The organism is Paenarthrobacter sp. OM7 (assembly GCF_029873575.1).
In the GTDB taxonomy this organism is placed as follows: domain Bacteria; phylum Actinomycetota; class Actinomycetes; order Actinomycetales; family Micrococcaceae; genus Arthrobacter.
The window spans coordinates 1,719,064-1,739,653 of sequence record NZ_CP123579.1 but is presented as its reverse complement, the minus strand read 5'-3'; the positions used below and the strand labels follow the sequence as shown (position 1 = coordinate 1,739,653).

Genomic DNA, 20,590 nt, shown 5'->3' with positions numbered 1-20,590 from the left:
ATGCCCTGGGTCGTTCGTGTCTTCCTAGGACTCTCAGGGCCAGCCTGGGAGGCTGTTTTCTGCCGCCTCGCCGCCTAGGCTGAAACCCGGACCTTGCTGACTCAACGAAGCAGCTGAATCAACAAGGCGACAGGGTTAGGAACCAGCCACTATCGAGGAGCACACCATGAGGATTGCCGTCACGGGCGGAAGCGGAAAACTGGGTAGGAGCGTAGTCCGGCGACTCACGCAGGATGGCCACCAGGTACTCAACATTGACCGCGCCGGGACCCGTGGCAAGGGCTACGTCAACGTGGATCTCCGTCATTACGGGCAGGTCCTGGATGTCATCCTGGGCCTGGACGACCAGCACCACGGTTTGGACGCAATTGTCCACCTGGCCGCCATTCCCGCACCAGGCCTTGCCCCCGACGCCACAATTTTCGAGAACAATATGGTGTCCACCTACAACGTGTTCCAAGCTGCCCGGCGGGCCGGCATCAAGAAGGTGGTCTATGCCTCCAGCGAGACGGTACTGGGACTTCCCTTCGACATCGCTCCTCCCTACATTCCCGTGGACGAGGAGTACGCTGCCCGGCCGGAAAGCACCTACTCGCTGGTCAAGCATCTCGAGGAGCAAATGGCCGTCCAGCTCACGCGATGGGATCCGGAACTCAGCATCACGGCGCTGCGTTTCTCCAACGTCATGGACCCCGAGGACTACGACGCCTTCCCGTCGTTCGACTCTGACGCAAACCTTCGGAAGTGGAACCTCTGGGGCTACATCGACGCCCGCGACGGTGCACTGGCAGTGGTCAAGGCCCTGGAACATGGCGTGCCGGGTTTTGAGACGTTCATCATTGCCGCCGCTGATACCGTGATGAGCCGAAGCAGCGCCGATTTGGCCGCGGAAGTCTTCCCCGGCGTCGAGGTCCTCAAGGAACTGGGCGAGCACGAAACCATGCTGTCCATCGACAAGGCGCGCAGGCTCCTGGGTTTTGAGCCGGAACACAGTTGGCGCAATGTCCACTCCAACCGGACAACCCCCACCGAGGATTGACACCACCTGCCCGCTGACGCGCGACGGCCCACCCCCTAACCGCAGTTTCCTGAAAGCACTCGTAAGGGGATGGGCCGGCGCAGCTTCAGTTAACGCTAGATCATGGTCATGACCATGGCGGGATCTTCAAGGATGGCGCCCAAGTCGGCAAGGAACCGGGACCCTTGTTCGCCATCGACCAGGCGGTGATCGAACGACAGGCTGAGGGACATGACCTGCCGGACGGCGAGTTTGTCATTCACCACCCATGGCGCCTTCCGCACAGCACCAAGTGCCACGATAGCGGCCTCGCCAGGGTTCAGGATGGGGGTGCCGGCGTCGATCCCAAACACACCGATGTTGGTGATGGAGATGGTCCCGCCGGACAAGTCCGCTGGGGACGTCTTGCCCGCCCGGGCAGTATCGGTCAGTTCAGTGAGCGCCGTGGACAGCTCACGCAGTGTCAGCCGGTCAGCGTCCTTGATATTGGGTACCGTCAGGCCACGAGGCGTTGCCGCAGCGATGCCCAGGTTCACGTAATTGAACTGGACGATCTCTTGGCTCGCCTCATCCCAGCGTGAATTCAGCGACGGGTTGTTCCCCAGCGCTACCAGGACCGCCTTGGCCGCGATGGTCAGCGGTGTCAGCTTGTAGCCTTCGAACGTGCGGCTGCCTTTGAGCCGGGCCAACAACTCCATGGTTGCCGTGACGTCGACGGTCAGGAACTCCGTCACATGCGGCGCGGTGAAGGCACTCTGCACCATGGCGGCGGCAGTGAACTTGCGGACACCCTTGATGGGAGTACGAGTTTCCCGTTCGCCCTGCGCTGGTGCAGCGGACACCTCGACCGGCGCCTCGGTACCCGTGAAGTTCTGGACATCCTCGCGGGTAATAAGTCCGTCCGGCCCGGTGCCGCGAACCAATTCCAGGTTGATCCCCAGGTCACGGGCCAGCTTTCGCACGGGCGGAGTGGAACGGGGTCGCTCAGGGCTTCCTTCTTCTGCACGACGTGCCGCTGTGGGCGCAACGTTCGCTGGCGCCGCCGGAGTTACCGGCTCCTCCGGGGTTTCCGGCGTTGGGACCTTGATGTCCCGTACCTGCCCCCGGGCGCGCCGTGTCGGACGGCCGGAATGTTCGACGACGGCGCCGTACCCCACCAGGTTCGGCTCACGTTTCGCCGGGGCCCCCACCGCTTCAGCGCCGGCATTTGCCAGCGAGCCGTTGGCAGCGCTTTCGACGGCGGTCCGCTCACCGGCGGACCCGTTGCCAGCAGCCAACGCGCCACCCCCAGTGGAAGACCCGGCGTCGTCGACCTCAAACGAAACGATCGGCTTACCGACCTCCACCACCGTGCCAGGCTGCTCATGAAGTTCTGCAACCACTCCTGCGAAGGGAGAGGGCAACTCCACAACAGCCTTGGCGGTTTCCACCTCGGCGATCACCTGGTTCAGCGTTACAGTGTCCCCCACAGCCACCTTCCAGCTCAGGATTTCCGATTCCGTGAGGCCTTCACCAAGGTCCGGCAGCCTGAATTCCTTGATCATGGTGGCGGTCATCCTTCCAGTCCACTCAGCGAGTTGGGGCGGCCCAAGGCGCGGTCAACGCCGTCGAGAATCCTGTCCAGATCCGGCAGATGGTGCATCTCCAGCTTCGAGTAAGGGTAGGGCACATCGAAGCCGGTGATGCGGACGGGAGCGGACTCCAGGTAATGGAAGCACCGTTCAGTGATGCTGGCGGCGATCTCCGCACCCAAGCCGCCGGACTGGCCGGCCTCGTGGGTGATAACCAAGCGGCCCGTCTTGCGGACAGATGCTTCCACCACGGGGTAGTCCACGGGGGCCAGTGAACGGAGGTCGATGACTTCCACGGACAGGCCTTCGTCAGCCGCTGCCATCGCGGCGTCCTTTGCTGTCTTCACCAGCGGACCGTAGGCGACAAGTGTCACGTCAGAACCGGCATTCACCACGGCGGCTCTGTCCAACGGAAGTGCCGTGGAGAGGTCGATGGTTTCGTCCACATCACCCTTGTCGTGATAGCGACGCTTGGGTTCAAAGTAGAGGACGGGATCATCGGAGGCGATCGCCTGCTGGATCATGGTGTAGGCATCCTGCGGATTGGACACTGCCACAACCCGGAGACCGGATGTATGGGTGAAGTAGGCCTCGGGCGACTCTGAATGGTGTTCCGGCGAGCCGATGCCACCCCCGAAGGGAACGCGGATGGTGATGGGCATCTTGACCCGCCCCTGGGTGCGGTAGTGCATCTTGGCGACCTGGCTGACAATCTGGTCAAACGCAGGGTAGATGAAGCCATCAAACTGGATCTCGCACACGGGACGGTAGCCGCGGTAGGCCAGGCCCACCGCGGTGCCGATAATGCCTGACTCAGCCAGGGGGGAATCGATGACCCGGTGCTTTCCAAAGTCTTTCTGAAGTCCGTCGGTGACGCGGAAAACACCACCGAGCGCGCCAATATCCTCACCCATCAGGACCACTTTGGGATCGTTTTCGAGCGACTTCCGGAGGCCGGCGTTGATGGCGCGGGCAAACGTGAGCTTCGACATCAGAGTGCACCTTCCTCGACTGGCTGGTTGAAGCTGTTCAGGTAGCGCGAGTAATGGTCCTTCTGGCGTTCAATCCAGGAATGGGGCGTGCTGTAGACGTGGTTGAAGACGTCCAACGGCTGCGGGTCCGGCATCTCGATACAGCTGGAACGGAGCTCGGCTGCTACCGCGTCAGCCTTCCTTTTGACGCGGGCCTCGACGTCCTCGGTGAGGAGGCCTTTGGCCTCCAAGAGCTTGCGCAGCCGCAGGATGGGATCCTTGGCGGCCCAGTCTTCGAGTTCGATCGGGTCGCGGTACCGGGTGGGGTCGTCGGCAGTGGTGTGCGGACCCATACGGTAAGTGACGGCCTCGATAAAGGTGGGCCCGCCGCCATTGCGTGCCCGGTCCAGGGCGACCCGCGTGGCAGCCATGACAGCGAGGACATCGTTTCCGTCAACCCGCATGCTGGGAATTCCGAATCCAGTGGGCCTGTCGGCCAATTGCACGTGCGACTGTACCCGCACAGGTTCTGAAATGGCCCAATGGTTGTTCTGGCAGAAGAAGACCACGGGAGCCTGGTAGCTGGCGGCGAACACCATGGCCTCGTTCACGTCGCCTTCACTTGTGGCGCCATCGCCGAAGTAGGCGAGGACCGCAGTGTTGGCTCCATCCAACTGCACGCCCATGGCGTAGCCGGTGGCGTGCAGGCTCTGGGATCCGATGATGATCTGGGGCGTCGCCAGGTTGATGCGCTGCGGGTCCCAGCCATAGGAAGCATTGCCCCGCCACACCCTGGCAATCTCGGAGAGGTGGGCTCCACGAACGTAGGCTACGCCGCTTTCGCGGTAGCTGGGGAAGACGAAGTCGTCATCACGCAGGGAGCGGCTGGAGCCGATCTGCGACGCCTCCTGGCCCAGGAGCGGTGGCCACAATGCCAGTTCGCCCTGACGTTGGAGCGCCGTCGCTTCGGCATCGATGCGGCGGATAACTGTCATGTCCTCGTACAAGGAACACAACTGCTCATCTCCGACGTCCTTCACCCAGACATCGAATTCGGGATGGCTGATCCGTTCGCCTTCCGGCGAGACCAACTGGAGCAGATTGCCGCCAGTCCTCAGGGGAATTTGTGCACTATGTCCAGGGCCCGGAGTGTCGTGATGCACTCCCTTGCCCGCCTGATCCGTCAACACAGGTGATCGCAACCTTCCGGCTCGTTTTCGTCGGCGCTGACTGGACTTGTGATCCTGCCGCAGACCGGCCCTCCGGCACCTTCGCCGAAGTTAATTGTGACCCTACTCACAACGCGCATCAGGTACAACTACCCTTCTGAAAATTGAGCATTCTGCCCTGTTTCGCTTGAACACACCGTGCTAATCTTGCGCATTATGCAACCCCTGGATGGCACTGACACCCGGCTCCTTTCCGCGATGGCAAAGGACCCCCGCGGGACAGTGGTGGCGCTGGCCCAAAGGCTGGGCCTGTCCCGCAATACGGTGCAAGCCCGCATGGCCCAGCTGGAGAAGAAGCAGGCCTTCCTCTCCTTTGAACGAAGGATCAACCCGGTTGCGCTCGGCTATCCGTTGACTGCATTCATCACGGTCCACGTCCAACAGCAAAAGCTCGCCTCCTTGGCGCAGGACCTGGCAGACATTCCGGAAATCCTTGAAGGCTTCGGCCTCACAGGATCAGCGGACCTGCTGTTGCGTGTTGTTGCCTTGGACGCGGAGGACCTCTACCGCATCAATGGAAAAATCCTCGGCTGCGAAGGGGTGGAACGGACCGACACAGCACTGGCAATGCGTGAGATGATCCCGTACCGCGTCCAGCCGCTCCTTGGAAGGCGCTCCGGGGACTGAACTCCCTCCCCACCTGCGGTTATTGGCAGCCCGGTACTTGCCCGTCGAACCCGCATGCGATTGGATGCAAGAGGACGTACCGGGGACCGGCCAGAGGTCCCCGGCCATGTGGTGGCGCTGCCTAAGGCTGCCGAAAGGGGCACTACCGTGAGCAACCCGCAACAACCCGAACCCAACTACCCGGGCCAGAACCCGCCGCCGGTGCCGCCCGGGCCCGGGTACCCCCCTCAGACCGGCGGCGCGCCGCAGTGGCAACAGCCGCCGTCGTCCGCTGCTCCCCAAGCCGGCGGGCCCCAAGCCGGAGGGCCCCAATACGGCGGCCCCCAGTACGCGGCCGCCGGCCAGGAGCCGTACGCCCGGAACCCTTATCCGCAGGGCCAATCCCAGTCCGGACAGTACCCTCCGGGCCAATTCGGCCAGCCACCGGCCCGGAAGAGCAGGAAGGTTTTGTGGATCGTCCTCAGCATCGTCGCCGGAGTGATCGTGCTGGCGGTGGTGGGCGTGCTGCTGCTGGTCAATCTGGTGGGCAATGCAACGTCCAAAGCCAGGTCCTTGGCGGACGAATTCACCAATTTGGTGGTCTCCGGCCAAACCGAGCAGGCGTACGACAACTACCTGAGCCAGCCCCTGAAGGATGAGCTGGACAAGCAGTCGTTCATGGACGGCATTGCCAGCCTGGAACTGGATAGCTCGTGCAAGCCGAACTACAACTCGGTGAACGTCAACAACAACAACGGCAACAACAAAGCCGATCTCTCCGGTGCCTTGCAATGCGACGGCAAGACCATTGATCTCCACTACGTCTTCGAGGGCAGCAACGACCTCAAGATGAGCAGCATACGCCTCCGGCCCTAACCGCCGGAAAGAATTTCCGTTACACCACCCATCCACCTGCGCTTATGGTCCGAATCACTGCTTGAGAGCCCCACCCGGGGCTCAGCAGGACGGCCGGGATATCCGGCCATCACCGGAAGGTTCGGACCATGCGTACTTCGCCCAATCGCCTGATCGCCACCATCTTCGGAGCCGTATACCTCTTGGTAGGCGTGCTCGGATTCTTTGTCACCTCGGGAATCGGCTTCTTCGCCACCGAGGGCGCCAACCTCATCATCTTCGCCGTGAACCCGCTTCACAACATCATCCACCTGGCCATCGGCGCTGCCCTTCTTTACGCCGGTATGAACAGCGTCACGCTGTCCAAATCCGTCAACACGGCCGTAGGCGGCGTGTACCTCCTGGTGGGTATCCTCGGACTCTTCCTGGTGGGTTCGTCCCTGAACATCATCGCCCTCAATGGCGCAGACAATGTTCTGCACCTCGCCAGCGCCGTGGTCCTGCTGGGTGTTGCCCTGTCCCAGGACAAGGCAGCCGTAGCTTCCGCCCGCGCCTGATCCGCCTGATCACCGAGTAAAGCAGCGAAAGGACGGCAAGAGCCATGGAACGCAGACACCACCCCACACTGAACGCAGCGACCCTCCTGTTTGTTTACTTCGCAGCGATGGCCGCCGGGATGGTTGAGCTTTCCCTTGCCGCCGGATATCTCACTGGAACAGCGTCAGCGACACCCGGGATGGTGGCAGCCGGCGTGGCGACCCTCGCGGCGGGCCTTGCCTTTTTGGCCTGGTCCCTGCGGGGGCTGCACCGCAACTCCCTGGTCATGGCACGGTTCGCTCTTCCTGTCCTCGCTGTTACGGCTGCTGCTCACCTCGCAGTCACAGTTGCCGGGATCAGTTCCCTGCGCTCACTGGACGTGAGCCACTTTGCCGCCCTCGGCCTGACGCTCATGGCTCTTGCCGGAGCCGGCTGGCTGAGGCGGCAGCACAAGACCAACGACGGCGGCGCCCACGGCCAGCCAAGGACCGGGCGGCTTCTGGCAGCCGCGTTCGGAGCCGCCGTCGTTGTTGCTTCAGTTGCAACACCAGGACTGGCCGCCTCAATGGCAGGACAGCACGCTGTCCCTCATGGCGAGCACGGCCAAGCCCCGCCCGGAGAAAACGGCCAGGGCTCCAATCCCGCCCTGGACCCGGGTCGCCACCACTAGCTGACGGCGACCGGACCGGCGCACCATTGACACTGCCCACTGTTGATGGTGCGCCTGGTTCGTGGATCATGGAGCCATGGATCCCATAGAGGCGCTCGACGAAATCTCTTTCTGGCTTGAACGCAGCCAGGCCCCGACCTTCAAGGTCCAGGCCTTCCGGAAAGCGGCCGACGCCGTGCGGCAGCTTTCGCCCGAAGAGTTGGCCAAGCTTGTGGGCACCGGGCGGATCACCAGTCTCAAAGGGGTCGGCAACCGCAGCGCCGAAGTCATCACCCAGGCCCTCGAAGGACGGATCCCCGAATACCTTGCGGACCTGCGCCAACGGGGCACCGAATCGTTGGCATCCGGAGGGGACACGCTCCGGGCAGCACTGCGCGGCGATCTCCACAGCCACAGCAACTGGTCCGACGGCGGCTCCCCCATTGAATCCATGGTGGCAGCGGCACGGACCCTCGGCCGTGAATATCTTGCCCTTACCGACCACTCCCCCAATCTCACCATTGCCAATGGACTGAGCGTGGAGCGGCTTGAGAAGCAGCTCGGCGTCGTGGAGGGAATCAACTCATCCCAGGATGGCTTCCGCCTGCTCAAGGGCATTGAAGTGGACATCCTCGAAGACGGAACCCTGGACCAGACTCCGCACATGCTGGGCCAACTGGACGTGGTGGTGGCCAGCGTCCACTCCAAACTCCGGTCAGACAAGAAGACCATGACCACGCGGATGTTGGGCGGCATCACCGATCCCCACACCAACGTGCTGGGGCATTGCACCGGACGCCTCGTCCAGGGATCACGGGGTACGCGGCCCGAGTCCGAGTTCGATGCCGCGAAAGTCTTCAAGGAGTGCGCGGAGTGGGGTGTCGCCGTCGAAATCAACTCCCGTCCCGAGCGTCAGGACCCACCGGACAACCTCATCACAATGGCTCTGGACGCCGGCTGCCTGTTCAGCATCGACAGTGATGCCCATGCTCCTGGCCAACTCGACTTCCTGCAGTACGGTGCCGAACGCGCCGAAGCCCTGGGGGTCCCCACAGAACGGATTGTCACTACCTGGCCGCTGGAACAACTGACGGAGTGGCTCAGCCTGAAGAAGTAGGCTCAGCCTAAAGAAGAAGGCTCCTCCTGCGCGTTGTTCGCAGGAGGAGCCTTCCTTTTGGGTTACTGATTTGTTTGAGCCGGTGCTAGTGGTCTACCGCCTTCTCGGCACCGACGCCGGTCAGCGAGCGCACTTCCATCTCCGCCTGCTTGGCCGGATCTTCGCGCCGCTTGTCCAGAACGGTTCCGAGCCATCCCAGGAAGAAGGCCAACGGGATGGACACAATGCCCGGGTTGCTCAGCGGGAACAGGGCGAAGTTCGCTCCGGGGATCATGGACGTCTTGGCGCCCGAAACCACGGGTGAGAACGTGATGAGCAGGATGGCTGCAGCCAAACCGCCATACATGCTCCAGACTGCGCCCTGGGTGGTGAACTTCTTCCAGAACAGGGAGTAGACGATGGTGGGCAGGTTCGCCGAGGCTGCAACTGCGAAGGCGAGCGCCACCAGGAAGGCTACGTTCTGTCCGTTGGCAAAGATGCCGCCCAGGATGGCAAGCACGCCGATCACCAGTACCGTCCGACGGGCCACCTTCACCTCGGTGATGGCATCCGCTTTGCCTTTGGCAATGACGTTTGCGTAGATGTCGTGGGCGAAGGATGCAGCCGCCGTGATGGTCAGACCAGCCACCACCGCCAGGATGGTAGCGAAGGCAACCGCCGAAATGAAGCCCAGGAGCAGAGGGCCGCCAAGGTGGAAGGCCAGCAGAGGTGCGGCGGAGTTGACGCCGCCGGGTGCGGACTTGATGGTTTCCGCCCCCACCAGGGCTGCGGCACCGTAGCCCAGCACCAGGGTGAAGAGGTAGAACAGGCCTATCAGCCAGATCGCCCAGACCACGGATTTGCGGGCTTCCTTGGCTGTCGGGACAGTGTAGAAGCGCATCAGCACGTGCGGCAATGCGGCTGTGCCCAGGACCAGGGCAAGGCCCAGAGACATGAAGTCGAGCTTGGACGTTTCGGTCTTTCCATACTGCAGCCCGGGGTTCAGGATTGCCGGGTTGTTGGCCGCTTCAGCGGCAGAGCCCAGCAGGCTGGACAGGTTGAAACCGTAGATTGCAAGCACCATTGCTGTCATGACCCCTGCACCGGCAATGAGCAGGATGGCTTTGATGATCTGGACCCAGGTGGTGCCCTTCATGCCACCGATGAGTACGTACATGATCATCAAGGCGCCGACGACGATGATCACCAAGGCCTGGCCGCCCCAGTCGCTGATGCCCAGCAGGAGCGAAATGAGGCTGCCTGCTCCTGCCATCTGGGCGAGGAGGTAGAAGAAGCACACGGCCAAGGTGGAGAGGGCAGCCGCGATTCGGACAGGGCGCTGACGCAAGCGGAAGGACAGAACGTCAGCCATGGTGAACTTGCCGGTGTTGCGGAGCAGTTCAGCCACCAGGAGCAAAGCCACGAGCCATGCGACGAGGAAGCCGATGGAGTACAGGAACCCGTCGTAGCCGTTGATGGCGATGGCGCCGGTAATGCCGAGGAAGGATGCCGCCGACAGGTAGTCTCCGGCGATGGCTGTGCCGTTCTGCGAACCAGTGAAGGATCGGCCTGCTGCGTAGTAATCTGCTGCGGTCTTGTTGTTCCGGCTGGCCCGGAAGACGATCACCATGGTGACCGCGACGAAGAGGGCGAAAATGCCCATGTTGAGCAGGGTGGTGTCTTTCAGCGCTTCGACGTTGACTGCTGCCGGGACCATGGTGTTCATTTGACTCCCCCGCTGATCACTTTGCCGTCCTTATCAAATTCGTGTCCCTCGATCTCATGGCGGATTTCAGCAGCGATGGGGTCCAGCTTCCTGTTGGAGTAGCTCACGTACCATGCCGTGATGCCGAAGGTAGTGACGAACTGCAGCAGGCCGAGGATCAGCCCGACGTTGATGTTGCCCCATACCTTGATGGACATGAAGCCCACCGCGTAGTCGGCCAAGAGAACATATGCGAAATACCAGAGCAGGAATACGACTGCCATCGGGAAGACAAAGCTGCGGTGCCGCTTGCGCAGTGTCTTGAACCGTTCCGTCTGTTGAACTTCCTGGAAGTCCACGGACGCTTTTTCGTCCTGGGGTTGGGCCTCATTACCCATGGTTCCTCCTGATTGTGATGTGTCCACACCAGCTCCACACGCCTGCCAATGTGACTGCAATCACTATCGAACGCCGCGCGGTGCCTGTTCCAGAGCATCGCGCCCTGCCATCGCTCAACGGTTGCGGTGCTGCGCCAAACGGTGGAATGTGCACCACGTTCCGTGGAATCGGGGCGAGGTTCAGGAGCATCCGGCTACGCTGGCCTTATGCCCGACTCACCGCTGTTCACCGCCGCTGCCATCGCCGTGATCGTGCTGGCCATCGCCGTCGTCGTGGGTGTTGGGCTCAAGGTCATGCGTTCCTTCCGGGACCTGGGCACCGACGCTGAACGCGCCACTTACAACACTTTGCACGCGGCCTCCCGGGCCGGGCAGCATCTCCGTGGCGGCCTCCAACCGGCCGGTGCAGCGAAAGCGAGCAAGCAACTGCGCGTACTGCTGGGCTGCGATGCCTTGGCCATCACGGACACCGGTTCTGTGCTCGCGTGGGACGGTACAGCCGAGGAACTCAGGCCGTCGCTGATGCGTCTTGCGGCCGAGGTCCTGGCCACTGGCCGAACCGCGGTGGTGCCGCACGCCGGGCATCGGACCACTGCCAAGGCCGAGCATGGAAACCATGATTTCAGTGCCGTGATCGCTCCTATCCGCTCCGGTTCCAGGGTGGTCGGCTCCGTGGCAGCCCTGGCGCCGGCGGCAGGTGCCGGGCTGGTGAGGGCCACCAGCGAGGTGGCCGACTGGATAGCCGCCCAGCTGGAACTGACGGAACTTGAAGCCTCCCGGACCTTGCTGATGGAGGCTGAGGTCAGGGCGCTGCGTGCCCAAATCAGCCCGCATTTCATCTACAACTCCCTCAATGCCATTGCCTCGTTCATCAACACCGACCCCGCCCGGGCCCGTGAGTTGGTGGTGGAGTTCGCCGACTTCACCCGGTACTCCTTCCGGCGCCACGGCGACTTCACCACTTTGGCCGAGGAACTGCGCTGCATCGACCGTTATCTCCTGCTGGAACGGGCACGCTTCGGCGAACGCGTCCAGGTGAGCCTGAGGATCGCCCCCGAGGTCCTCAGTACGGTCATCCCGTTCCTCAGCCTGCAACCTTTGGTCGAGAACGCAGTCCGGCACGGGCTGGAGGCCAAGGAGGGCCCGGGCCATATCACCATCTGCGCCAACGATTCCGGTGCTTTCGCTGAAGTAACCATCGAAGACGACGGCGTGGGCATGGACCCCGACCACCTGCGGTCAGTGCTCGCCGGGCACACGGATGGAATCCATGTGGGCCTGCGCAACGTGGATGCCCGTTTGCGCCAGGTGTACGGGGACGAGCACGGGCTGGTCATCGACACTGCTCCCGGGGAAGGAACCCTGATCACCATGCGGGTGCCGAAATCCCAGCCCGGCCATGACGCCTGAGGCGACGGTTAGTCTTTAAACATGATCAACGTGCTCGTCGCTGATGACGAACTTCCCGCCGTGGAGGAGCTTGCCTTCCTGCTGGGACGGGATGAACGGATTGGCGCCATCCACCGGGCCTCCTCCGGTGCTGAGGCGCTGCGGACCCTGGAAACGGAGTCTGTCGACGCCGTGTTCCTCGATATCCACATGCCGGCATTGTCCGGCCTGGACATCGCACGGGCCATTTCCCGCAGCAGCCATCCACCCGCCGTCGTTTTTGTTACCGCTGATGAAGAGTGCGCACTGGAAGCTTTCGACCTCGCCGCGATCGACTACCTGCTCAAGCCGCTGCGCGCAGAACGGTTGTCTCGTTCCGTGGACCGGATCAGCGACCTGATCAAGGAAGGCACCCCTGCGCCGGAAATGATTACCGTGGACCTCGGCAGCACCACCCGCATGATCCGACGGGACGATGTCACCTACGTCCAGGCCCAGGGCGATTACGCGAGGTTGCACACAGCCGAAGCCAGCTATCTCATCAGGGTTCCCCTCAGCGACCTTGAACAGAAGTGGGCAGAGGCAGGCTTCATCCGGATCCACCGCTCGTACCTGATCGCCCTGAACCACGTCCAGCACCTCAAGTTGGCTGCAACGGGTCCCAGCGTCGCCGTGGCCGGAGCTGAATTGCCCATCAGCCGACGCCACCTGCCTTCCGTCCGGGACAAACTGCAGTCCACGCGCATCCGGCCGCAGGGATGACCCGCGTCCGTGTGACGGCACCCCGCCAGCCGGCCACAGCGGTTCCCGGGCGGCCGCCATACCCGCGCGAGGTCGCCGAAGACTCCGACGCAGGTAAACTCTTCATCCGGTCCCTGATCCGCTCGCAGTTGCGACTGGCGCTGGTGGTGGCCTGTTGCTTCCTGATCATCCTCGTGGTGATCGCACTGTTCCTCGTGTACGGGCCTGGCGTGGCAGAAACAAGGATATTCGGCATCCCGCTGGACTGGATGGTGCTGGGCGCCGGCATCTATCCGGTGATTGGCTTGAGCGCCTGGCTATACAACCGCGCGGCGGCCCGCAACGAGGCCCGCTACAGGGATCTGGTGGAGGACAAATGAACCCGGCTGTGGGCCTGTTTGCGTTCCTTGCCGTGTCGCTGGCGACGGCAGTCATCGGCTTCTACGGTCTGCGCATCTCGCGGACAACCGGCGACTTCTACGTGGCTTCGAGAACCGTCCCGCCCTGGTGGAATGCCTCTGCAATCGGCGGTGAGTACCTGTCTGCCGCCAGCTTTCTTGGCGTCGCCGGACTGATCCTGCTCTCGGGAACGGACGCACTCTGGTTCCCCGTGGGCTACACCGCCGGTTACTTGATGCTGCTGCTCTTTGTCGCCGCTCCTCTGCGTCGCTCAGGTGCCTACACCATTCCCGACTTCACCGAAGCCCGTCTGGATTCCGCTCTGGTCCGCCGCGTGACCAGCCTGGTGGTGGTAGCCGTTGGCTGGCTGTACATCGTCCCGCAACTCCACGGGGCGGCGCTCACCATCCGCATCACCACAGGCCTGCCGTCGTGGGTAGGCTCGACGGCGGTTGTTGTGGTCGTGTGCCTCACGGTCGTGGCAGGTGGCATGCGTTCCATCACGTTTGTGCAGGCCTTCCAATATTGGCTGAAACTGACTGCCCTGGCAGTTCCGGTGGTCTTCGTGCTGCTGGTGCTGGCTGGTAACGGTACCGGACCCCAGGCGCCGCTTCCCATCAACCCCACCGGCCAGCCCTCCGCCGGCGCGTACCAGCACATTTCCCTGTTGGTGGCGTTGCTCTTCGGAACGCTGGGCCTGCCCCATGTCCTGGTGCGGTTCTACACCAACCCGGACGGGCAATCCGCCCGGAGAACCACACTCATTGTGCTGGGCCTGCTCTCCGTCTTTTATCTTTTTCCCACCGCATCCGGCGCGGTGGGACGAATGTTCGCGCCCGAACTCGCACAGTCCGGCCAGGCCGACGCCTTGGTCCTCCTACTCCCCGGCAAGCTGATAGGGGGCACCGCCGGAGACCTTCTCTCCGCCCTCGTCGTAGCCGGGGCCTTCGCCGCTTTTCTGTCCACCACCTCGGGGTTGGTGGTTTCGCTGTCCGGCGTCATCAGCCAGGACCTCTTCGGCGGAAGCGTCAGGGGCTTCCGCCTCGCAGCGGTGCTGGCCGCCGTCGTTCCTTTGGGCTTTGCCTTGATGACCGACAGCCTGGCCCTGGCCGGGAGCGTTGGCCTTGTCTTCGCGTTCACAGCCTCGACCATCTGCCCGGTCCTGCTCCTGGGAATCTGGTGGCGCGGCCTGACCGACGCCGGTGCGATTGCCGGAATGCTGACCGGTGCACTGCTCTGTGGTGGTGCCATGGTGATGGGTACGCTCATGGGATCAGGCAACGCGCCCGCGTGGCTTGCCCAGCCGGCAGCGTGGAGCGTCCCGGCAGCGTTCGCGGTGACGGTGGTCGTTTCCCTTGCAACGAAAAGCCGTGTGCCTGGGTCTGTGAACCGCGTCATGTCGCGGCTGCACGTTCCGGAGCGGCCGGTGGTCACCGAGCGCTAGGCCCGGCCTGTTGTCCGCGCAGCAGCCAGGGTGGACAATGACGCCATGTCCGAGGAACCGGGCGCCTCAAGCCCAGAGCCGCCGGCAAGACCGACGGAGTTGTCACCGAGTGTCCGCGCTCAATTGCTGGCCACCGAGCACTGGAGCCTGCTCGCCTCACGCAGTACCACCCAGGGCGAAGTCCTCACACGCATCAGCATGTTCCTGACCTTCACTTCGGCAAGCCTGTTGAGTGTGGCGCTGGTGGGTAACGCAACACAGTTTTCAGATGCCTTCAGGGCCTTCGCGCTGACCGTCCTCAGTATCGACCTTGTGGTTGGCCTGCTCACTCACGTCCGCGTCATGAGTGTGGGCATGGAGGACCTGATGTACGTCCTGGCGATGAACCGCTTGCGGGCGGCCTACGTCGACATGGATCCCGGCATAGGGCCGTACCTCATGGCCGGCGCCCACGATGACGAAGAAGGCGCCAAAAGGACATATTACTTCCTGGGCGTTCGGACAGACTTCAGCCAGGTCGCTGGCAGCAGCATGGTCTTCATGGGCTTCGTCAACTCGGCTTTGATCGCTCTCCTGCTGGGATCGGCACTGCTGACTGCCGGGCTTCCCCCAGTGGTGGCAGTCCCCGTAGCCGTTCTGGTCGCCCTGGCCTTCTTCGGCACATCACTGGTCCGCGGCCACAGACGCTACCTGGCAGTGTGGAAGAACCACCCGCCTGTTTCCCCCAGCACCCATTAGCCCGCCCGATGAGCAGGGTGTGGATTAGTCGATAGCCGCCATGAGCTCCACGGCGCGGGCCAGGAACGCGTCCACCTGGGCTTCTTCGTAGCCTTCATCGCCTTTGGCCGCCCGGAACACGGCCCGGCGGACAGTGTCGACGCTCAGGACCTGGTCGTGCTCAAGGTATCCCACCAGTTCAGCACACAGTGCGTCCACGTCCTGGATGTTGTAGCTGCGCGCCCGCCTGCTGGAAGGTCGACGGAACCGCTCGCCATCGGGCCGGTGAAGCCGGCCCCGCAGGATGCCGGAGAGTTTGCCGATCTGGCGCAACCAGGCTTCTTCGCCCTGCTGGCTGATCAGGTCGTCACGCTCGCGGCGTGCAAACGCATCCTCGAGCCGGTCCAGGGCGGCGTCCACGCTGTGGGCGTCGTACCCGCCTTTGACGGGATCAAAGGCCACGTCCCGCACGTCCACGCTGGCCACCTGGTCAGCGGTACCCACGGGGTTCTCGAACGACGTCCTGGCTCGCTGGAGGAACTCGTCAACTTGTTTGGCGTTATAGCCGTACTTGCTGCGCTCCACGCGATCGAACGTTGCGGGAATCTGGCGTCGAATATCCACGGACACTAATTTTCCTTCGTTGATTGTCAGACGCCGCTGAGCAGCGCGAACAGAACATAGGCTACAGGGGCCGCGAACACAATGGAGTCCAGGCGGTCCATGACGCCACCGTGGCCGGGCAGGATACTGCTCATGTCCTTGACCCCCAATTCACGTTTGACCATGGACTCGGCAAGGTCGCCTGCCGTAGCTGCGGCCACCATGCCAACGGCCAGGAGCAAGCCCACCCACCAGGGCTTGTCGAGGAGGAAGATGCAGGCCAGGACGCCAATCAGCATGGCTCCACCCACCGACCCGGCGAAACCCTCCCACGACTTTTTGGGACTGATTTTTGGAGCCATCGGATGCTTCCCGAAGGACGCCCCAACGATGTACCCAAACGTGTCATTGGAAACGACCAACAGCAGCATGGACGCAATCTGCCATGCACCTTCGGGGATCCCATCCGGCCAAAAGCCCACAGGAGTGGGGCCGCTGGTGGTGTGCAAGGACAGCGACGCGAAGCTGATGAGGAAAGGAATCCACGCCAGGGTAAACACACCGGCGAAGACGCTCCGCGGCGCTCCAGCGGCGCTCTCGATGGAACGCCAGAGCAAGACGGCCACGGAACTCGCCGTCATGGTGAACAGCAAACCTTCCAGGCCGCCGAAATAGGCCGATACCGGCATCACCAGGCTGCCAACCATCACGGGGATGATCGGCATCCTGGTGCCCTGGGCTTCGAGGGCCCGGAAAACTTCCCACACACCCAGCACAGCAAAAGCCGTGGTGAGCAGGACGAATCCCAAAGGGAGGAAAAGCAATCCGCCCAAAACCGCCAGAAGCATGGAAAGGCCGACGCCGATGGCCGCCGGAAGGTTCCGGCCGGCCTTTGGCGTGGGGTTCGTCCGTACGCGCCTGGCGCGCTGAGGGGTATCGCGTGTCGGGACCCGTCCAGCGGGTGCCGGCTCAGCCTGGTTCATCAGACCTCGAGCAGCTCGGCTTCCTTGCGCTTGAGCAGCTCGTCGATGCTGTCAACGTGCTGCTTGGTCAGGGCGTCGAGCTCCTTCTCAGCGCGGGCACCCTCATCTTCACCGGCTTCGCCGTCCTTGACGAGCTTGTCCAGCGTGTCCTTTGCCTTGCGGCGGATGCTGCGGATGGAGACCTTGGCGTCTTCACCCTTGCCCTTGACAATCTTGACGTACTCCTTGCGACGTTCCTTGGTGAGCTCAGGAATGGTGACGCGGATGACGTTGCCGTCGTTCGATGGGTTGGCACCAACCTCGGAATCGCTCAACGCCTTCTCAATGTCGCGCAGAGCGGTTTTGTCGTAGGGCGTGATGAGGATGGTCCGGGCATCGGGAACACCGAAGGAAGCCAACTGCTGGAGCGGCGTGGGGGTGCCGTAGTACTCGACAATTACCTTGTTGTAGAGACCGGGGTTCGCCCGACCCGTACGGATCGTAGCGAAATCGTCCTTGGCTACCTCAACCGCCTTGTCCATCTTTTCGCCGGCTTCGAGCAAGGTCTCTTCGATCACGGGTTTCTCCTCAGAAATAAGTTGCTGCCCTCATGCAGGCCGCAGTGCACAGTAAAGATCCGCCATGAGAGGCGGAAGGTCCTAGAAATATCCTAGCCCCAGCTAGGGAGTAACCAGGGTTCCCAGCGTTTCGCCGAGGATGGCACGGGTAACGTTGCCCTCACCTTCCATGCCGAAGACCACCATGGACAGTTTGTTGTCCTTGCACATGGTCATGGCCGTCTGGTCCATGACGCGGATGTCCCGGCGCAGGGCGTCGTCGTAGCTGAGGACATCCAGCTTCTCGGCTGTGGGGTCCTTCTTGGGATCGGCAGTGTAGACGCCATCCACACCGCTCTTGGCCATGAGGACCACGTCAGCATGGACTTCGAGGGCACGCTGGGCCGCTACGGTATCAGTGGAGAAGTAGGGCAGTCCGGCGCCTGCACCGAAGATGACAACGCGGCCCTTCTCCATGTGGCGGATGGCACGGCGGGGAATGTAGGCCTCGGCAACCTGGCCCATGGTGATGGCGCTCTGGACGCGGGTTTCAACGCCTGCCTGCTCCAGGAAGTCCTGCAGGGCCAGACAGTTCATGACCGTGCCGAGCATGCCCATGTAGTCGGCGCGGGAACGGTCCATACCGCTCTGGGACAGCTCTGCGCCGCGGAAGAAGTTGCCGCCGCCTACGACGATCGCAACTTCGACGTCGGACACGGCTGCCGCGATCTGCTTGGCGATGGCCCGGACGGTCTCAGGATCGACGCCGAGCTTGCCTCCGCCGATGACCTCGCCGGAAAGTTTCAGAAGTACACGTCGGCGGGTCTTCTCGGGCTGGATTGCAGTGTTGACGGTTTCCATGGTGCCTCCCGTTGGTGGACTCTGGCTAGATTATCGTGCTGTGGGTCCGCGCAGGTACTACCCGGACGGGTGCATGAAAAAGGGGCGGCCACCGAAGTGACCACCCCTTTTCATGAATTACTAGTTTCCTACGCGGAAACGGGTTACTGCGGTTGCCTTGACGCCGGCTTCTTCGAGGACCTGTGCAACGGTCTTCTTGGAATCCTTGGCGAATGCCTGGTCAACCAGAACTTCGCCCTTGTAGAAGCCCGTCACGCGGCCTTCAACGATCTTCGAAAGAGCAGCTTCGGGCTTACCTTCAGCCTTGGCGGTCTCTTCGGCGATACGGCGCTCGGACTCGACCAGTTCGGCCGGAACGTCGTCGCGGGTCAGGTAGTTCGGAGCCATGGCTGCAACGTGGACAGCGATGTCATGTGCGGCGGTGGCAGCGGCTTCGCCTTCACCGTCAACAGCGAACAGGACGCCGACCTGGGCCGGAAGGTCCTTGGAGGTCTTGTGCAGGTAAGCGTCAACCGTGGTTCCCTCAACGCGGGAGATACGACGGACGACAACCTTTTCGCCGAGGACAGCGCCCTCTTCGACAACAACCTCGGACAAGGGCTTGCCGTCAACCTCGGTAGCCAGCAGGGTCTCGAGATCGGCTGCGCCGGACTCGACTGCAACGTTGAGGACCTTGTCAGCCAGCTGGATGAACTTGTCAGCCTTGGCAACGAAGTCAGTCTCGCAGTTGACCTCGATCATTACGCCAACGCCGCCGTTGACCTTGGCAGCAACCAGGCCCTCAGCGGTCGAACGGCCTTCACGCTTGGTAGCGCCCTTGAGGCCCTTGATGCGGATGATCTCGATGGCCTTCTCGGCGTCACCGTTGGCTTCGTCAAGAGCCTTCTTGACGTCCATCATGCCGGCGCCGGTGCGCTCGCGCAGGGCCTTGATGTCAGCAGCAGTGTAGTTCGCCATGTGAACCCCTCTGTCTAGAATTTGTGTGTTTACGGACTGACAGGACGGCCGCCCACCATGTGAGCTGCCATCCTGTCAGTTGCCCCCGATGCTGTTTGCGGCATCAGGGAAGGTCCAGATTTACTTGGCTGCTTCGGCTTCGCCGGCTGCAGCTTCAGTTGCTTCGGGAGCTTCTGCTGCGGGAGCTTCTGCTGCCGGAGCCTCGGCTGCCGCTGCTTCTTCGGCCTTGCTGCCTTCGAGGAGCTCGCGCTCCCATTCAGCCAGCGGCTCTTCCGGAGCCTCGGTGGTGCCGGTTGCGCGCTGGTTGCGGGCGATGAGGCCCTCAGCGACAGCGTCGGCAACAACGCGGGTCAGCAGGTTGACGGAGCGGATGGCGTCGTCGTTACCCGGGATCGGGAAGTCAACTTCGTCGGGATCGCAGTTGGTGTCCAGGATGGCAACAACCGGGATGTTCAGCTTCTTGGCTTCGTCAACAGCAAGGTGTTCCTTCTTGGTGTCAACAACCCACAGAACCGAGGGAGCCTTGGTCAGGTTGCGGATACCACCGAGGTTGGATTCCAGCTTGGTGAGTTCGCGCTTGAGGAGCAGGAGCTCCTTCTTGGTGTAAGCCGAGCCTGCGACGTCGTCGAAGTTGATCTCTTCGAGTTCCTTCATGCGCTGGATGCGCTTGGCGACGGTCTGGAAGTTGGTGAGCATACCACCCAACCAACGCTGGTTGACGTACGGCTGGCCAACACGGGTAGCCTGCTCGGCAATTGCTTCCTGAGCCTGCTTCTTGGTGCCGACGAACAGGACGGTGCCGCCGTGGGCGACAGTAGCCTTGACGAACTCGTAGGCGCGGTCGATGTAGGACAGCGACTGCTGGAGGTCAATGATGTAGATGCCGTTGCGCTCCGTGAAGATGAAGCGCTTCATCTTCGGGTTCCAACGACGGGTCTGGTGTCCAAAGTGGACGCCGCTGTCAAGCAGCTGGCGCATAGTTACGACGGGCATGCCGACGCTCCTTCCGGCAGGTCATTCATGAGAGAGCCCATGGGACTGCTCTTACCCTGCCAATAGTTGACGGTTGTTTAGCCTTTGCCCGGATGGGCGCGGCTCCTGGCATCCATTGCACTTCTCATCCGGAGTGAAGCCAAAGGCTTGTCCGGACCGCAAGAGGCACAATCTTCCGCAGCCTGAAGCCACGTGGCTTCGCTGGTGGAGGGCTGGATACGCGTAGTCAGCCTGGGGCCCCCACATATCTGAATGAGACATGTTCCTGAACAAGCTTGAGGGCACAGCAAACTGCTCCACCAAGTGTACTACAGCGGCCCCACCTGTTTGAC

General features: G+C 62.5%; 22 protein-coding genes. 11 read left to right on the top strand and 11 right to left on the bottom strand.

Features of this window, described 5'->3' with window-relative positions; genetic code table 11:
* Positions 1-166 precede the first annotated feature (166 nt).
* Positions 167-1,039 carry an NAD(P)-dependent oxidoreductase gene (locus QEH68_RS08005; protein WP_280627624.1) on the top strand — a complete coding sequence of 291 codons (873 nt, stop codon included), beginning with the start codon at positions 167-169 and terminating at the stop codon, positions 1,037-1,039.
* A gap of 95 nt (positions 1,040-1,134) precedes the next feature.
* On the opposite strand, the gene QEH68_RS08000 is transcribed toward QEH68_RS08005, so the two are convergent.
* From QEH68_RS08000 to pdhA, 3 genes are read right to left on the bottom strand one after another with little or no spacing between them, the layout of a single operon-like run.
* Positions 1,135-2,574, bottom strand: a complete 1,440-nt coding sequence (locus tag QEH68_RS08000; protein WP_280627623.1) for a dihydrolipoamide acetyltransferase family protein — start codon at positions 2,572-2,574, stop codon at positions 1,135-1,137.
* Positions 2,571-3,581 carry an alpha-ketoacid dehydrogenase subunit beta gene (locus QEH68_RS07995; RefSeq protein ID WP_207596974.1) on the bottom strand — a complete coding sequence of 337 codons (1,011 nt, stop codon included), beginning with the start codon at positions 3,579-3,581 and terminating at the stop codon, positions 2,571-2,573. The genes QEH68_RS08000 and QEH68_RS07995 overlap by 4 nt, the downstream gene beginning before the upstream one ends.
* Positions 3,581-4,750 carry a pyruvate dehydrogenase (acetyl-transferring) E1 component subunit alpha gene (pdhA, locus tag QEH68_RS07990; protein WP_280627622.1) on the bottom strand — a complete coding sequence of 390 codons (1,170 nt, stop codon included), beginning with the start codon at positions 4,748-4,750 and terminating at the stop codon, positions 3,581-3,583. Before pdhA ends, QEH68_RS07995 begins: the two co-directional genes overlap by 1 nt.
* A 195-nt stretch (positions 4,751-4,945) precedes the next feature.
* On the opposite strand from pdhA, the gene QEH68_RS07985 reads away from it, so the two are divergent.
* The 5 genes from QEH68_RS07985 (at position 4,946) to QEH68_RS07965 (ending at position 8,553) form a co-directional block, all read left to right on the top strand.
* A complete protein-coding gene (locus QEH68_RS07985) occupies positions 4,946-5,416 on the top strand; it encodes an Lrp/AsnC family transcriptional regulator (protein ID WP_280627990.1) in 471 nt (156 codons plus the stop codon).
* Positions 5,417-5,563: 147 nt separating this feature from the next.
* Positions 5,564-6,271 carry a hypothetical protein gene (locus tag QEH68_RS07980; protein WP_280627621.1) on the top strand — a complete coding sequence of 236 codons (708 nt, stop codon included), beginning with the start codon at positions 5,564-5,566 and terminating at the stop codon, positions 6,269-6,271.
* A gap of 128 nt (positions 6,272-6,399) precedes the next feature.
* Positions 6,400-6,807 (top strand): DUF4383 domain-containing protein, encoded by a 408-nt coding sequence (locus QEH68_RS07975; RefSeq protein WP_011774231.1) that lies wholly within the window; start codon positions 6,400-6,402, stop codon positions 6,805-6,807.
* A 44-nt stretch (positions 6,808-6,851) separates the two neighbouring features.
* Entirely contained in the window at positions 6,852-7,457 is a 606-nt protein-coding gene (locus QEH68_RS07970) for a hypothetical protein (protein ID WP_280627620.1), read from the top strand.
* A 76-nt stretch (positions 7,458-7,533) separates the two neighbouring features.
* A complete protein-coding gene (locus QEH68_RS07965; protein WP_207596969.1) occupies positions 7,534-8,553 on the top strand; it encodes a PHP domain-containing protein in 1,020 nt (339 codons plus the stop codon).
* An 85-nt stretch (positions 8,554-8,638) separates the two neighbouring features.
* Here the strand turns inward: QEH68_RS07965 and QEH68_RS07960 are convergent, their stop codons facing one another.
* Positions 8,639-10,258: a sodium/solute symporter gene (locus tag QEH68_RS07960; RefSeq protein ID WP_172322137.1), complete on the bottom strand. Its 1,620-nt coding sequence runs from the start codon at positions 10,256-10,258 to the stop codon at positions 8,639-8,641.
* Positions 10,255-10,635 (bottom strand): DUF485 domain-containing protein, encoded by a 381-nt coding sequence (locus tag QEH68_RS07955; RefSeq protein WP_207596968.1) that lies wholly within the window; start codon positions 10,633-10,635, stop codon positions 10,255-10,257. Before QEH68_RS07955 ends, QEH68_RS07960 begins: the two co-directional genes overlap by 4 nt.
* Before the next feature lie 207 nt (positions 10,636-10,842).
* Here QEH68_RS07955 and QEH68_RS07950 point away from each other — a divergent pair, with 207 nt between their 5' ends.
* From QEH68_RS07950 to QEH68_RS07930, 5 genes are read left to right on the top strand one after another with little or no spacing between them, the layout of a single operon-like run.
* Positions 10,843-12,045: a histidine kinase gene (locus QEH68_RS07950; protein ID WP_207596967.1), complete on the top strand. Its 1,203-nt coding sequence runs from the start codon at positions 10,843-10,845 to the stop codon at positions 12,043-12,045.
* Positions 12,046-12,066: 21 nt separating this feature from the next.
* Entirely contained in the window at positions 12,067-12,786 is a 720-nt protein-coding gene (locus QEH68_RS07945; RefSeq protein WP_280627619.1) for a LytTR family DNA-binding domain-containing protein, read from the top strand.
* Positions 12,783-13,145, top strand: a complete 363-nt coding sequence (locus QEH68_RS07940) for a hypothetical protein (RefSeq protein ID WP_280627618.1) — start codon at positions 12,783-12,785, stop codon at positions 13,143-13,145. Before QEH68_RS07945 ends, QEH68_RS07940 begins: the two co-directional genes overlap by 4 nt.
* The gene (locus tag QEH68_RS07935; protein WP_207596964.1) at positions 13,142-14,608 is read left to right on the top strand and encodes a cation acetate symporter; all 1,467 of its coding nucleotides are present in this window, start codon (positions 13,142-13,144) and stop codon (positions 14,606-14,608) included. Before QEH68_RS07940 ends, QEH68_RS07935 begins: the two co-directional genes overlap by 4 nt.
* 45 nt (positions 14,609-14,653) lie before the next feature.
* Entirely contained in the window at positions 14,654-15,346 is a 693-nt protein-coding gene (locus tag QEH68_RS07930) for a hypothetical protein (RefSeq protein WP_207596963.1), read from the top strand.
* A gap of 24 nt (positions 15,347-15,370) precedes the next feature.
* Here QEH68_RS07930 and QEH68_RS07925 read toward each other — a convergent pair whose 3' ends face one another.
* The 6 genes from QEH68_RS07925 to rpsB all read right to left on the bottom strand — a co-directional run bounded on the left by QEH68_RS07925 (position 15,371) and on the right by rpsB (position 20,258).
* Complete coding sequence (locus QEH68_RS07925; protein WP_089594332.1) at positions 15,371-15,955, bottom strand: DivIVA domain-containing protein; 585 nt, start codon at positions 15,953-15,955, stop codon at positions 15,371-15,373.
* Positions 15,956-15,975: 20 nt separating this feature from the next.
* Positions 15,976-16,911, bottom strand: a complete 936-nt coding sequence (locus QEH68_RS07920; RefSeq protein ID WP_089594331.1) for a phosphatidate cytidylyltransferase — start codon at positions 16,909-16,911, stop codon at positions 15,976-15,978.
* Positions 16,911-17,468 (bottom strand): ribosome recycling factor, encoded by a 558-nt coding sequence (gene frr / locus QEH68_RS07915; protein WP_026541491.1) that lies wholly within the window; start codon positions 17,466-17,468, stop codon positions 16,911-16,913. Before frr ends, QEH68_RS07920 begins: the two co-directional genes overlap by 1 nt.
* A 102-nt stretch (positions 17,469-17,570) precedes the next feature.
* Positions 17,571-18,308 (bottom strand): UMP kinase, encoded by a 738-nt coding sequence (gene pyrH / locus QEH68_RS07910; RefSeq protein WP_207596961.1) that lies wholly within the window; start codon positions 18,306-18,308, stop codon positions 17,571-17,573.
* Between the two features lie 120 nt (positions 18,309-18,428).
* Positions 18,429-19,265, bottom strand: coding sequence for a translation elongation factor Ts (tsf, locus tag QEH68_RS07905; protein ID WP_026541489.1), 837 nt, complete (start codon positions 19,263-19,265; stop codon positions 18,429-18,431).
* 120 nt (positions 19,266-19,385) lie between these two features.
* Positions 19,386-20,258 (bottom strand): 30S ribosomal protein S2, encoded by an 873-nt coding sequence (rpsB, locus tag QEH68_RS07900; RefSeq protein ID WP_207596960.1) that lies wholly within the window; start codon positions 20,256-20,258, stop codon positions 19,386-19,388.
* Positions 20,259-20,590: the final 332 nt, after the last annotated feature.